A 13,907-nucleotide genomic window follows, 5' to 3' on the forward strand; every position below is an offset into this window, starting at 1 on the left:
GGCGTCTTGCCGTCGGCGTCGGTGGTAGGTCCGCCTCACCCCGACACCGACGCGCCGCCCCAGGTCACACCACCGCTACACCCTCATCTGTGAAGAGCCGTGTAAGACGCACCCAACGGCAGTGCGTTGTCCCGTGATGCACGTTTCGGTCACCGTGATGTTGCTGCCCACCAGCGAGTCGATCCGCGCCAACTCCGAACTCTCATGCGAAGGCCACGTCAAGGCGTCGAGCATCGGCTTGTACGACTCCGTGACCGCCAATGTGTGACGCAGCAACTCAAAGTCTGCGTCCGTGTCGTAGCCCAATCTGCTGACCATCGGCTCAGCATGGCGCTGCGGCACCCGCCAGGCAACACCTCACCGCTCGGCTCAACTCGGCAGGCAAGGCAAAGAACGGGACAACTTAGTGGGACGGAACGCGTCCCACAAAGTTGTCCCACCGCAGGTCAGAGGCCCTGTCGCTCGGACAAGCCGAGCGGGAACCTACAATTTTTCGGCGGGACGGCGGGGCGGGCCGGTCGGCTGAACAACTCCCAAGATCGGGCGAAACGCAGCACGCGGACGTCAGTCTCGCGATCGGTCCTCGGCGAGGTACTTCTCCACCGCCCGGGCCGCCTGACGAGCCGCGCGGGAGGCTCCGATCGTGCTCGCCGACGGCCCGTAGCCGACGAAGTGGATCCGCGGGTCGAGCGCGGCCGTCGTCGCGCCCTGAATGTTGCCGGGCACCCGCTCGAGCGCGATGCCACCGGCTGACGAGCGCAGGTGCAACGGCGCGAGGTGGTCGATCGCGGGCCGGAAACCCGTGGCCCACAAAATGATGTCGACCCGCTCGAACCGGCCGTCCGCCCAACGCAAGCCCTCGGGCTCGATGCGCTCGAACATCGGCAGCCGCCCGTCGTAGGCGCCCAGCCGCGACGCCTCGTACTCCTGTGGCCGCAGGCTGAGCGCAGTACCCGAGACGACGCTCTGCGTCGGCAACCCCTGCACCGCGCGCTCCTCGATGCCGGTGACGACCTCGAGGCCGTCGAACCCGTCGCGCCAGACAGGTTCGCGCCGCGTCACCCACACGATGTCGGCGATCGGGGCGATCTGACCGATGAACTGCACCGCCGACGCTCCCCCGCCGATGACGGCCACCCGCTTGCCGCGGAAGTGCTCCGGGCCAGGGTAGGTGACGGTGTGGAACTGCTCGCCCGCGAAGCTCGACGCGCCCGGGTAGGCAGGCACGAACGGTCGCGTCCACGTGCCCGTCGCGTTGACGAGCGTCCGCGTCCGCCAAGTACGGCCGTCGTCGGCCGTGAGGACGAGCGGGCCCTGCCGCGCCCCGTCCTCCGCCTCCACGCGCGTCACCTTGACGGGCCGTTCGACCGGCAGGTCGTGTTCGCTCTCGTACTCACCGAAGTACTCCGGAATGACGACGTTCGCCCGCTCCGGTGAGCGCCCGGGCGCGGTTGAGTCGGGCAGGTCGGCGACTCCGTGGACGTCGTCCATCGTGAGCGCGTCCCAGCGGTGCTGCCACGCCCCGCCCGGGCCGGAATCGCGGTCGAGCACGACGTGCTCGATGCCCCGCCGCTTCAGCGCATAGGACGACGCCAGGCCACCCTGACCGGCTCCGATGACGAGGGAATCGTGGATCACGCACACGAAAACGCCGCCGATCGTGCGGTTATGCCGTCACCGGCCGCACTGATTACCGCCGGGTAGGCTCTTTGGGCAGTGGGGCGATCGGCAAGGCCACCCCATCGAGACGACATGCAGAGGGTGACGAACACGTGAGCGCACAGGCCGTTGCTGCCGACGAGAAGGTGCAGAGCGAGAACGTCACCGTCCGTCGCGTGCGCCGCGGCACGACCCAGGCCCGCGTCACCACGCTCAAGGGTCCGGCAGGCCGGGACTTCGTCCTGCTCGCCGGCATCGGCGTCGCCTCGAACTACTACGTACGCCTCGCGGCGGACCTCAACACCACCGGTTCGGTCCACGCCATCGACCTGCCCGGGTTCGGCGGGGTGCGTCACCGCGACCGCGCGCTCGACATCGGCGACTTCGCCGAGATCGCGGGCGCCGTCATCGACGACCTCGGCCTCGACGACCCCGTCGTCATTGGTCACTCGATGGGCGCTCAGGTAGCCACGGAGCTCGCCGCCCGCCGCCCCGAGCTCACCTCGCTCGTCCTCATCGGCCCTGTCATCGACGCCGACGCCCGCACCATCCCCCAGCAGATCCTTCGCCTCGCGCACTCCGCGCTCTACGAACCGGGCGCGGTGCGGGTGCTCGTCGGGATGTCGTACGCGATGTGCGGCCCGCGCTGGATCCTCAAGACCCTGCCTCGCATGATGCGCTACCGCATCGAGGAGCGCATCGGCGCCGTGCAGGCCGACACGCTCATCGTGCGCGGCGACCACGACGCGAACTGCCCTCGCGAGTGGGCCGAGCGCCTCGTCGAGCTCGTTCCTCGCGGCCGAGCCGTCGAGGTCGACGGCGCCGCGCACTCCGTCATGTACCGCCACGCGCACGAGGTGGCGAAGCTCTGCCTGCTCCACGACGGGGGCGAGGAAGCCGTGCGCGAGCTCGAGCCGCCGAGCAAACCGCGCCACCCCGCCATGCGGGTGCGCGGCGTCGCGATGAACGTCGCCGGCATGGTGCGCGGCGACGACGCGCTCATCGCGCGCGGCATCGTCACCCAGCGCCACGCCACCGACATGGCCGACTGAACCAGCCGCACCAACACAGCTCGCCCGCAACGGCGAACGTTGCGGGGCCGAGGTGCGTCCACAGGTCAGTTGACGGTGAACTCCTGCGAGGTTCCGGTGTAGGGCGACACCTTGCCGTACCAGCCGTTCGTCCAGTCACCCGTCTGCACGAGGCGGTGGGTGCCCGCCGGGACGTCGCCCCAGATGCGCCAGTCCACCGTCGTGCGCGAGTACGAGGCGCCCTCGCGCTTCCACGTGTAGGACGTGTCCCAGTCGCGGTCGGTGAGGTAGGTGACCCACTGCGAGCCCTCCTTGCGCTGCACCTCGAGGAAGCTGCGCTGCGTGCGGAAGTCGTTCTTCGGGTGACCGCCGCGGAAGACCGCCGTCGCCGTCTCGCCACGCGAGTAGGAGGCCTTCGGCTGGGTGAGCACCTGGCCGAACGACTGGCTGAGCGGCTTGTCGTCGAGCACGACACCGGCGCGCGACGCGCCACCGGATTTCGTCGTCAGCGTGACCTGGTTGCTCACGCTCGTACCGTCACGCATTGCCTTGGCCAGGCCCGAGTACTCCTGGAGGAAGGCACCGAGCTGGTTCGGGCCGAACTCCGTCGAGGCACCCTCGTCGTGCTGCTTCGCGTACTCCTCACGCGTCGTGAGGTAGCCCATGTAGGAGTTCGTCAGGCCCGCGACGACGACGTTGTCGACGCCCGTACCGGCGAGCTGCTTGCTCACCTCGGCCCGGATACGGCGACCGCTCATCGTCGTGGCCTCGGCCGGAACACCGACGAGCGCGACGTTGCCGATGCGCAGGATCTGCACCGGAGCCGCCGTCGGGGCCATACCGAGCTTGCCGTCCGGCAGGAGCACGGCCTTCTCCTCCTGGCACGCGTCGTCGGCACCGAGGATCGTCGTGAGCGACGCCAGCGCGAAGCGTGTGAGCCCACCGAGGGCCGAGGTGTCGATCTTGTTGTACTTGTCGGTGACGCTGAAGCTGCCCTTCGTCATGCCCTCGTAGATGCCGGGGATGTCGGACGGGCCGTTCTCGGCGCCGGCCGCGAACGACCAACCGCGAGCGGGCTTGCACAGCTTCTTGTCACCGGCGCCCTGCGTGTACTCGCCCTTGACCGTGTAGTCGGCGAAGTTGGCCCAACGCCCACGGGAGTCGATGGGACCGGTTACCGGGGTCGACGGGCCGCCCCACAGCTGCTCGCCCCGCGTGTACTGGCGCATTCCGTCGATCTCGGTGTTGACGAAGTCGTCGCTCGAACCACCGAAGCCGGGCGCCGACTTCGAGTTGCCCTGCGTGGAGACGACGTCGCCCTCGTCCGAGCTGGCGAACGCCGCGACGAAGGTCTTGGCCTTCGCCGGGTCGGACTTCATCTTCTTATCGAACTCGTACTGCGCGCGGCCCTTCGTGTCGCCGCTGATGTGCGTCGTGTCCTTCGAGAACTGCGTCGGGTGCGTCGAGAACCAGTTGATCATTCCGACCGGCTGACCCGACGCGGACGTCAGCTCGAGCACCGTCATCGTCTCGTTGACGTTCGAGTCGAAGGAACCGGCGTCCTTGTTCGCCTCGTACGCCTTCGCGGAGCGGTTCTTCGTCGCGCCCGAGAGGTTGCCGCTCGTCACGGAGATGTTGCCCGGCTCGACGTTGGCGTCCGCGCGCTCGATGGAGGCGACGATGCCGTTGACCATGGCGTCGAAGTTGCGCTGGTCGTAGCCGGAGCCCGACTTGTCGGCCCCGGCGATCTGGTAGAGCTTGTCGTGCGACTGGCCGGAGTTGGCGACGTGGGTGTGCGTGGCCGAGAGCATGACGTTCGAGTCGTCGTAGCGGCTGCCGTACTTGGCCTTGAGCTTGTTGACGACGCCAGCTTCACCGACTGGAACATGGCACCTGCGTCGGCGCTGACGAAGACGACACGCTTGCCCGTCTTCGGGTCCCCCATGACGTAGGCGTGCGAGTACAGGCGCTCCTGGAGGCCGTTCATCTCCTGGTTGGCCGCGTATCCGAAAGCACCGGTCTCGGCCACCGCGCCGGTGATGTCGTAGACGCCCGCACCCACGAGGTACGGGGCGTTCGACTCGGCCGACGCCGCCGGAGCCCCGGCGAGCGAACCCGCCGTGACGGCGAGAGCGCCCATCATCGCGAGCGCCGAGACCCGCTTGCTCTGCTTCTGCAGTCCGTTCGCCTGCCTCTGTGACGCACGACACGTCAACGACCCGCACAGGTTATCCCGGACGTGCGATCAATTAGGGGAAATGTCACCAAAACCTGGACGACCGCTCCGGGTGTCCCCCGACGCGGTCGCTCACGTGGCGCCCGGAAGACCGGTCAGGCGCCGATGGCGTTGAGCGCGTCGATGTCGCCGGGCTCGAGCGTGACGTCGCCCGCACCGCAGTTCTCCTCGAGGTGCGCCACCGACGAGGTGCCCGGAATGAGCAGGACGTTCTCGGAGCGCCCGAGCAGCCACGCGAGGCCGACCTGCGAAGGCGTGATGCCGCGCTCCTCGGCGATGGCCTTGACGGTCTCGTTCTCCGTCACCTTCGGCATGCCCGGGAAGGCCGAACCGAGCGGGAAGAACGGCACGTAGGCCACGCCTCGCTCGGCGCACAGCGTGAAAGTGGCCTCGTCGTCGCGGGCGAGCAGGCTGTAGGGGTTCTGCACGCAGATGGCGCCGGCGTCGATCCCCCGGGCGGCCTCGTCCCTCGTCACGTTGCTCACGCCGAAGTGCTCGAGGAGGCCGTCGTCGACCAGTTCCTGCATGGCGGCGAGCTGGTCATCGAGCGGGCAGTACTCGGTGCCCGGGTCGCTCATCTCGTCCTTCGGCATGACGCGCACGTTGACGACGGGGAGGCGCTCCACGCCGAGGGTGTCGAGGTTCTCGCGAACCGCTGCCTTGAGGGCGTCGGGGTGCTGATCGGGTAGCCAGTTGCCCTGCTCGTCGCGGCGGGCACCGATCTTGGACACGAGGACGAGGTCGTCGGCGTACGGGTGCAGCGCCTCACGGATGAGCTCGTTGGAGACGTTCGGCCCGTAGAACTGCGACGTGTCGATGTGGTTGATGCCGAGCTCGACCGCGCGCTTGAGCACGGCGATGGCTTCGTCGTGGTCTCGTGGCGGCCCGAACACGCCGGGGCTGGGCAACTGCATGGCGCCGTACCCGACGCGAGCGACGGAATGCCCTGCCAGTTCGTAAGTCGTCATGGCTCTATTCGACTACTCGCAAGCGGTCGACGAAAGGTGGCGTCCGTTCGATTTCGGTGGGCGGGACGGGCCTCGTCAGCCGAACAGGTCGAGGTGCCACAGGGCGGAAGCGCCCTCGAGCAGCAGCCAGAAACGCGCAAATCGTCCGACGAGGACGGTGGAGAGGAAGATCGTCATGCTCATGCGCACGCTGCCCGCGACGACCGCCATGACGAGCAGCGGCGGCAACCCGACGAACGACGACGCCAGCATGATTCCGGTCGACAGCAGCGGCTGCTGCGTGAGCCGGTTCGACCACCGCTCGTACGTCTCCCGACGCTTGCCCTTGTCGAGCTTCTTCTGCAGCCACGCCGACTCGGTGCCCCGTGCACCGAGCACGTACCAAACGACCTTCCCGAGTGTCTGACCGGCAGCGGCGACGAGGGCGAGCCCTACCGTCAGCGCAGGGTCGGAGCGCAGCCCGATGACGGGCAGATACGCCTCGACGTTGAAGAACGGCAGCAGCGCCGACGCGACACCGACCCCGAAGGCCAGGAGCAGCGCCGTCACCGATCACTCGTTCCGGCAACTCCACTGGTTCCGGTGGTTCCGGTCTCCGGCGCCGAGTCCGCTGCGCCGGTGAACGGCGGAATCGGCAGGCCGATCGCGAGGAGCCGGCGCAACGACACGACCTTGAGCACGACGAGCGCGAGCGCGATGACGAGGCCCACCCACATCGACCCGGTGAGGAGCATGAGGACGACGACGGCCGCAGAGTTGACCGCCTTCGCGGGCTTCGACCAGTTCCACGTGAAGATCGTGCGGTCGACCTCGAAGAAGTAGTTCGGCGAACGCACCCACCAGGCGAGGAACGCGATCGACAGGAACGCGTCGATCGTCATGAACTGAAAGAGGTAGATGAAGATCGGCACGACGAAATCGTGGTGCAGCCACGCGAGGCCGAGGTAGACGGGCGCGCAGTTGACGCGGTCGCACAGGATGTCGAGGACCGCGCCGATGCGCGTCTCGCATCCGAGTTTGCGAGCGACAGCACCGTCGAGGATGTCGCCGACCCAGTAGATGCCGAGCGCCGCCCACAGGAGGTGCTCGTCACGTCTGACCACGGCGAGCGCCGCCACCGCGAGGGAGGCGATGGTACGCACGAACGTGATGACCGTTGCCGGGGTCCAGAGTGGTTCGGCGGCGGGGTCGGCACCGTAGCGCTCCACCAGCGTCATGCCTACCTCGTCTCCTGTGCGTGCGACGAGGCGATCATGACACGCACGAACGTCCCAATCGCACGCCACGCGGCGTCGAGACGCGTTCGCAACCTCCCGTTCAGCCGCGGGGCGCGTACATGATGACCGCGACGCCCATGAGGCAGACGAGTGCGCCGACGATGTCGTAGCGGTCGGGGCGGAAGCCGTCGAGCGCCATCGCCCACAGCAGCGAGCCCGCGACGAAGACCCCGCCGTAGGCCGCGAGGATGCGCCCGAAGTTCGCGTCCTGCTGCAAGGTGGCCACGAATCCGTAGATGCCGAGCGAGACGACACCCGCGCCGATCCACGCCCAACCGCGGTGTTCGCGCACGCCCTGCCACACGAGCCAGGCGCCACCGATCTCGGTGAGCGCGGCGAGGGCGAACAGGGCGACGGAACGCAGGATCGTCATGCCTGCATCGTCTCAGGCGTCACTCGAGCACGAGGTGCTGACGTCCGTCGATCAGTTCTCGCGCAGCATCGAGATGGCCCGCATGAGTGGCTGTCTCCGTGATGACGTGCAGCAGCGCATCGCGCAGGTTCTCGACGTGGCAGGGGCCCCACGCGTCGCGCCACTGCAGCGGACGTGCTTCCAGTGACATGGCGGCGATGACGGCGTCGGCCGCGCGGCATTCGCGCTCGTACAGGTCGAGGACAGTCGCGAGTGTTTCGCGCCCGGGAACCTGCCACGCGTCGTCAGCGAGCCGAACCCCTTCACCGGCCATGACCCAGCGGAACCAGAAGCGCTCGACGTCGAGCGCGAGGTGGTGGACGACACCCAGGAGGCTCCAACCCGAGGGAAGCGGGGCCCTGCGGGCGGCGTTGTCGTCGAGTCCCTCGAGGCTGGCACGCACGTGGCCACGCTGCTTTTCGAGGTAGGCGATGAGCACCGCGCGTTCGTCCATGGACCCAAGTCTGCCGGATTCGTGAGCGGCTCCGTCAGAGCGAGAGCAGGCCGCGCACGAGCGCACTCGCGCCGCCGATGCCGGCCAGGAGCATGGCGAGCGCCTTGGCCCGCTCCGTCGGAACGTGGCGTGCGAGCCCGCTTCCCATCCCGATACCGACGAGCACGAGGACGACCACGTACGGCAGGAGCCACAGCGGCGGCAACTCGTGGACGCCCGTCGAGCCGAGGAGCACCTTCGCGGCCACCGAGACGGCACCCATCGTCATGAAGATCGGCTGGAGCGTGGCCGCGAACGATGTGTGCTCCCAACGCGTCAGGCGCGAGTGAATGACGAGCACCGGCGCGGACACCCCGCTGACCGTGTTGAAGAAGCCGCCGACAACGCCGGCCACGGGCGTCGGCCAGGCGCGGGTGACGTGCGGCAGGTGGCCGAGGCGATCGGCGAGCGCGGTGAACGCGATGGCGCCCAGCACCGCCGCACCCACGATGACCTGCAGCCACGCGGCCGACGCCGCCCTCACGACGAGCGCGCCCACGACCGCGCCGGGCACGACACACGCACAGATGACGGCGGCGCGGCGCCAATCCACCTGGCGGCGCAGGGTGAGGGTGAGCAGCAGCCCCGAGACGGTCGTCGTCGCGTTCGCGAGCAGGACGCCGGTGGCCGCTCCCATGACGAGGGTGAGCGTCGGGGCGAGGACGAGACCCATGCCGGAACCCGAGAGTCGTTGCAGCACAGCACCGATGAGGATGGCGCAGGTGACGGCAGCGAGCGTCGTCACGGTGAGGTCCACGAGACCATTGAACACCGATGGACGTGCGCCACAGGATTCCCCGTTTGTGAGGCACGGACCAGGTCGTCACAATGAGCCGGTGCATGACGTACTCGATCTCCTCCGGCGGCGACTGGCGGCCGGCTCCACGCCCGGCTCGCGTGACGACGACGCGCGCCTCGCTGTCGTCCTCGAGGGCGGCAGTTCACGTGCCGCGTACGGCGGGGGCATGGTGGCCGAGATGGAGGAGCGTGACCTTCTCCCGGCCGTCGACGCCGTCTACGGAACGTCGGCCGGAGCGCTCAGCGGGGCCTGGCTCGTGTGCGGGCGGGCGCGAGCCAACATCCACGGCTGGTGGGCTCCCGAGAGCATGAACGCTACCATCCGACCGCGCAACGCGTTGCGCGGAAAGCCGGTCGTCGACACCGACGTCATCGTCTACGACCTGTACGAGAACGTCACGCCGATGGGCTTCGAGGAGATTCTCGCCAGCGACGTCGAGTATCACCCCATCGCCACGGCCGCAGCGACGGGTGAATCGGTCGACCTCGCGAACACGATCCGCGACAAGGCGAGTCTGCAGAACGCCATGCGGGCCACGGCCCGCCTGCCCGTGTTGGGCGGGCCGCCCGTCGAGATCGACGGGGAGTTGTACATCGACGGCGGCATCAGCGAGAACGTGCCGATCGAGACCGCCCTCGAGCAGGGTGCGACGCACGTGCTGGTGCTTCGTACGAAGGCGCCGTCCCTGGAGATCTCCCCGGACAAGCGCATCGAACGTCAGCTCGTGGCGCGGTGGATGACGCGGCACGCGCCCGGTTCGGCCGGCGCGTGGAAGCGTCGCGCGGAACGCAAGGTGGAGCTCGAGTCGCTCATGTACGACGACCCGCGCATCCTGCAGGTCTCACCACCCGCCGACGTGGCGCGCATCTCCGTCGTCGGCCGGGCTGAGGACGTTCAGCGCCGCGCCGTCGAGGACGGCCGGCGCATCATGGCCGACCTGCTCGACGAGGCAGACATCGCGCGCTCCTCCACCTCGGAAGCCTCGCACGGGCCTCACTGACCCGCTCCAGACGGCCTCCCAGACGACGAACGGCCGGTGAGGAGTGAATCCTCACCGGCCGTTCGTTGTTCGGAAGAAACGTTGCCGCGTCAGCGTCGGCCGCTGCGCGAGTTCGCGGAGAACGACGCCGCTCCCCCACCGCTGCGGCCACCCGTGGCCGACCCGTTACGGCGCGAGCCGCTGCGGGCTCCGCCGCCCTGGCCGCCGCGTTCGCTCGAACCCTGCGACGCACCGCGGCCGGAACCGCCGCGCTTCTGGCCCGAACCGCGCTGGCCACCCTGCGCGCCCCGGCCACCTGAACGGCCCGAACCGCCCTGACCACCACGGCTGCGACCACCGGAGGGCGAGCCGCCCTTCTTGGAGGGCTGCTGGACGGGCGCACTCGGCATCGCCGCAGCCACGGCACTGGCGTCGAGGAGCGAACGCTCACCGGGCGCGAGTTCCTGCAGGAGCGGGTGCGCACCATCGACCGACGTCGTCGTCGCGGTGATCTTCGCCGCGCGCAGGAGCGACTTCACGTCGCCGCGCTGATCCGGCGTCATGAGCGTGATGACGGTGCCCGCCGCGCCGGCGCGTGCCGTACGTCCCGAACGGTGCAGGTAGGCCTTGTGCTCGGCCGGCGGGTCGGCGTGAACGACGAGCGACACGTCGTCGACGTGGATACCGCGCGCCGCGATGTCGGTGGCCACGAGCGTGCGAACGCTGCCCGAGTGGAAGGCGTCGAGGTTACGCACGCGGGCGTTCTGCGACAGGTTGCCGTGCAGGTCGACCGACGGCACACCGCGGGCGGCGAGCTGCTTCGACAGCTTCTTCGCGCCGTGCTTGGTGCGGGTGAAGACGACGGTGCGCCCCGGCGCGGAGACGAGGTCGGTGAGGACGTCCATGCGCGTGTCCTTGTCGACGGCGAGCACGTGGTGCTCCATCGTCGCCACCGGCGAGCTGGCCGAATCGGCTTCGTGCGTCACGGGGTTCGTGAGGAACTTCTTGACGAGAACGTCGATGCCGTTGTCGAGCGTCGCCGAGAACAGCAGGTGCTGAGCGTCGCTCGGCACCTTCGAGAGGATGCGCTTGACGCCGGGCAGGAAGCCCATGTCGGCCATGTGGTCAGCCTCGTCGAGCACGCAGACCTCGACGTCCTCGAGGTTGCAGAAGCCCTGACCCATGAGGTCCTCGAGGCGTCCGGGACACGCGACGAGAACGTCGACCCCGGCGGCGAGCGCCTTGACCTGCGGGTTCTGGCCGACACCACCGAAGACGGTCGTGTAGGTCAGGCCGGCGGCCTCGGCGAGGGGACGCAGCGAGTCGGCGATCTGGTTGGCGAGCTCACGCGTCGGTGCGAGGACGAGCGAACGCGGCTTGTACGTGCGCGTTTCGTAGCGCGTCTCGTCGAGACGAGCGACGAGCGGCAGGAGGAACGCGAACGTCTTGCCCGAGCCGGTACGGCCACGGCCGAGAACGTCACGGCCACCGAGGGAGTCGGGCAGCGTCGCGGCCTGGATGGGGGTGGGCGTGGTGATGCCCAGCTTGTCGAGCGTCTTCGTCAGGACGGCGGGCACGCCGAGATCGGCAAAGGAAGTCAAGAAATCTCCGAACAAGTGGATTCACCCGCGAGGCGTAACACCTCGCGTCGCAGGCGAACTCGTTGTTCTCACGATCACCTGGTCGACGGGCGAGAAACGTCGCCTCCGGCCGACCGGCCACCTGCTCGAACGGCTAGTCTACGCGCTGTACAGGCAGACTCCTGTGTGCCGCCGCTCACGTCCAGGGCACCCCGGACGCGTGAATCGTAGCCGTCGGCGCCCTTCCTTGTGTGCCCATAGGCTGGGCAACGCACCGCACACGTGCCTAGGCTGCACGCAGACCAATCCGTCCACCGCGCCCGCCCGAAGAACCTGACGGCACGCGATCCGCGTGTCGAGGACGCCGACAGCACAAGGGGAATTCGATGGCCGCCATCGCCCACACACCAGCCCGTCGGTTGGACGATCACCCGCCCATCAGCCGTGGTTCGCTCACGGTGGCCGGCATGTCGACCATCATCGAGTGGTACGACTTCACGCTGTATCTCTACATGACGACGGTGATCTCCCGCGTCTTCTTCGGGGGCGGCACCGGCGGCACCGCCGCCACGTTGCTCGTGTTCGCATTCACCTACCTGCTGCGCCCGGTCGGCGCGGCGGTGTTCGGTCACATCGGCGACCGGATCGGGCGCAAGCCGGTTCTGCTCATCTCGATGGCGCTCATGACGGTCGCGATGCTCGTCACCGCACTGCTGCCGACCTACGCGTCGATCGGTGCTACGGCGGGCTGGCTCATGATGGCGATGCGCTGCCTCATGTCCTTCAGCGTCGGCGGTGAGTACTCCGGCGTCATCACCTACCTCGTCGAAGGTGCGGAGCCGAAGCGTCGCGGATTCATCACGTCACTGGCCTCGGCGGCCAGTGAGGTCGGCGGTCTCATGGCTGTCGGTCTCGCCGCCCTCACGACGTCGTTCTTCACCGGCCCGGACCTCGACTCGTGGGGCTGGCGCATCCCGTTCTTCATCGGGGCGATCATGGCCGGCGCCACGCTCCTCATGCGCTCGCGCATGGACGAGTCGCCCGTCTTCGAGGAGGAGGACGAGGACGACAAGGCGAAGAACCCCCTCGTCGAGGTGCTGCGTGTCGAGCCCGGCGCCGTCGCCCGCGGCTTCGCTATCTCCGCGCTCGGCTCGATCACCTACTACGTCGGCATCGGCTATGCGCCGACCTTCCTGCAGAACGCCGGCAAGTTCAGCGAGAGCGACGCCCTGTGGCTCGGTACCGCAGCCGCGGTCGCCGTCATCCTCGTGACGCCCTTCGCGGGCATGGCCGCCGACCGCTTCGGGCGCCGCCCGCTCCTGCTCATCTTCGGCGTGCTCGCCGCGGTGACGTCGCTGACGATGTTCCAGCTCATGGCCTCCGGCAGCCGAGGCGCAGCACTCACGGGCGCCCTCGTCCTCGCCGCCGTCGCCGGTGGCTGGAGCGCCGTCGCCGCATCGACGATCGCGGAGCAGTTCAAGTCGAAGGCGCGCATGTCCGGCATGGCCCTTGGCTTCACGACGGCCACGGCCATCTTCGGCGGGTTCGCCCCGCTCGTCGGCGAGCGCCTCATCGAGATGACCGACTGGAAGCCCGCCCCCGGCGCGATGATCGCCGTCGTCGCGCTCTGTGTGCTGCCGGTCGTCTGGTACCAGAAGGAAACGGCCCCCAACGTCGTCGAGCCCGATAAGCACTGAGCCACCGACGGTCGAGGCCAGTCAATGACCGTTCAGAGTTCTGCCGCTCTGGAGTCCGGCGCCTCCCCGGATTCCAGAGCCCGGCGTGGCAGAAACGACCGTTTACGCACGTGTCAGGGATCGCCAAAGCCCTGACTTGGCACCTCAACGGGATCGGTTTCGAGGGTGTTGACGCGCTTGACGCTCGTTTCCTCTGCGGTAGTTGCCTGTCAGGCGCGCCATGAGCTCCTGATGGTCGCCCGCTTCGACGTCCTCTAAGAAGGAGGCCGCTCTGACGCCCCGCAAGACCGTCGCCTGCTTGCCGCGATGCGTAATGATCACTTCACCAGCTCGTTCGACGTAATCGAACCCCTCAGGTCTTGACATAACGGCGAGCCTACTGATCAGGCCTCCCATCGGACCAGCACATTTTTCTGAGGCGTGAGCGGCCGCAATGCCGCCGTGTTGCTCAGACGGAGGTTTTAGCTACAGCGTGCAGGGCTACCAGTCAGCTTCGAGGTTGGAGTGGAGAGTTTTCCACGCGGCGGGGGTCTGTTCCTCGTCGCTGGGGCACAGGTCTGGGCTGTTCCGATAGGTGATGACGTGACCCCCACCCTGGTTTCCACAAAATCTGGCTACACGAAGGCCTGAGTGGAAGGCTCACGAGCATGCCTCGCGCTTACCCCGTCCAGTTCCGCCAGCAAGCTATCGCCCTGGCCCGTTCCGGGCGGCCAGTGACGCAGGTCGCCTACGAACTCGACATCCACCCCGTCACGCTGCACAAGTGGATCCGCCAA

At 68.3% G+C, this 13,907-nt stretch carries 13 protein-coding genes and 1 pseudogene; 4 read left to right on the forward strand and 10 right to left on the reverse strand.

The annotated features are described in order from the left end of the window. Positions 1-564: 564 nt before the first annotated feature. Complete coding sequence (locus tag D1832_RS14610) at positions 565-1,635, reverse strand: flavin-containing monooxygenase (protein WP_118915126.1); 1,071 nt, start codon at positions 1,633-1,635, stop codon at positions 565-567. A gap of 137 nt (positions 1,636-1,772) precedes the next feature. Between D1832_RS14610 and D1832_RS14615 the strand changes: the two genes are divergently transcribed. After that, positions 1,773-2,711, forward strand: coding sequence for an alpha/beta fold hydrolase (locus tag D1832_RS14615; protein ID WP_182434820.1), 939 nt, complete (start codon positions 1,773-1,775; stop codon positions 2,709-2,711). 65 nt (positions 2,712-2,776) lie between these two features. Here D1832_RS14615 and D1832_RS16290 read toward each other — a convergent pair whose 3' ends face one another. The 8 genes and pseudogenes from D1832_RS16290 to D1832_RS14650 form a co-directional block, all read right to left on the reverse strand. Beyond that, entirely contained in the window at positions 2,777-3,247 is a 471-nt protein-coding gene (locus D1832_RS16290; RefSeq protein WP_346027033.1) for a neutral/alkaline non-lysosomal ceramidase C-terminal domain-containing protein, read from the reverse strand. A 72-nt stretch (positions 3,248-3,319) separates the two neighbouring features. Beyond that, positions 3,320-4,833: pseudogene (locus D1832_RS14620) on the reverse strand (neutral/alkaline non-lysosomal ceramidase N-terminal domain-containing protein); the annotation flags it as partial. Between the two features lie 188 nt (positions 4,834-5,021). Further along, entirely contained in the window at positions 5,022-5,894 is an 873-nt protein-coding gene (locus D1832_RS14625; RefSeq protein ID WP_118915114.1) for an oxidoreductase, read from the reverse strand. A gap of 75 nt (positions 5,895-5,969) precedes the next feature. Next, entirely contained in the window at positions 5,970-6,443 is a 474-nt protein-coding gene (locus D1832_RS14630) for a VTT domain-containing protein (RefSeq protein WP_118915115.1), read from the reverse strand. Beyond that, positions 6,440-7,111 carry a CDP-alcohol phosphatidyltransferase family protein gene (locus D1832_RS14635; RefSeq protein ID WP_118915117.1) on the reverse strand — a complete coding sequence of 224 codons (672 nt, stop codon included), beginning with the start codon at positions 7,109-7,111 and terminating at the stop codon, positions 6,440-6,442. The genes D1832_RS14630 and D1832_RS14635 overlap by 4 nt, the downstream gene beginning before the upstream one ends. 100 nt (positions 7,112-7,211) lie before the next feature. Continuing rightward, on the reverse strand, positions 7,212-7,544 hold the full coding sequence (locus D1832_RS14640; protein WP_118915118.1) for a YnfA family protein: 333 nt from the start codon (positions 7,542-7,544) through the stop codon (positions 7,212-7,214). A 19-nt stretch (positions 7,545-7,563) separates the two neighbouring features. After that, positions 7,564-8,037, reverse strand: coding sequence for a DinB family protein (locus D1832_RS14645; protein ID WP_118915120.1), 474 nt, complete (start codon positions 8,035-8,037; stop codon positions 7,564-7,566). A gap of 34 nt (positions 8,038-8,071) precedes the next feature. After that, complete coding sequence (locus D1832_RS14650) at positions 8,072-8,833, reverse strand: sulfite exporter TauE/SafE family protein (protein WP_241511038.1); 762 nt, start codon at positions 8,831-8,833, stop codon at positions 8,072-8,074. 79 nt (positions 8,834-8,912) lie between these two features. Between D1832_RS14650 and D1832_RS14655 the strand changes: the two genes are divergently transcribed. Then, positions 8,913-9,875 carry a patatin-like phospholipase family protein gene (locus tag D1832_RS14655; RefSeq protein WP_118915121.1) on the forward strand — a complete coding sequence of 321 codons (963 nt, stop codon included), beginning with the start codon at positions 8,913-8,915 and terminating at the stop codon, positions 9,873-9,875. An 89-nt stretch (positions 9,876-9,964) separates the two neighbouring features. Here the strand turns inward: D1832_RS14655 and D1832_RS14660 are convergent, their stop codons facing one another. Continuing rightward, entirely contained in the window at positions 9,965-11,455 is a 1,491-nt protein-coding gene (locus tag D1832_RS14660; RefSeq protein ID WP_118915123.1) for a DEAD/DEAH box helicase, read from the reverse strand. A gap of 365 nt (positions 11,456-11,820) precedes the next feature. On the opposite strand from D1832_RS14660, the gene D1832_RS14665 reads away from it, so the two are divergent. Next, on the forward strand, positions 11,821-13,131 hold the full coding sequence (locus D1832_RS14665) for an MFS transporter (protein ID WP_118915125.1): 1,311 nt from the start codon (positions 11,821-11,823) through the stop codon (positions 13,129-13,131). 647 nt (positions 13,132-13,778) lie between these two features. Beyond that, positions 13,779-13,907, forward strand: a 129-nt coding sequence (locus tag D1832_RS14675; protein WP_147362738.1) for a transposase, incomplete at its 3' end; no start/stop codon positions are given.

Origin of the sequence: Dermacoccus abyssi (assembly GCF_003515945.1) — a bacterium.
GTDB classification, from domain to species: domain Bacteria; phylum Actinomycetota; class Actinomycetes; order Actinomycetales; family Dermatophilaceae; genus Dermacoccus; species Dermacoccus abyssi.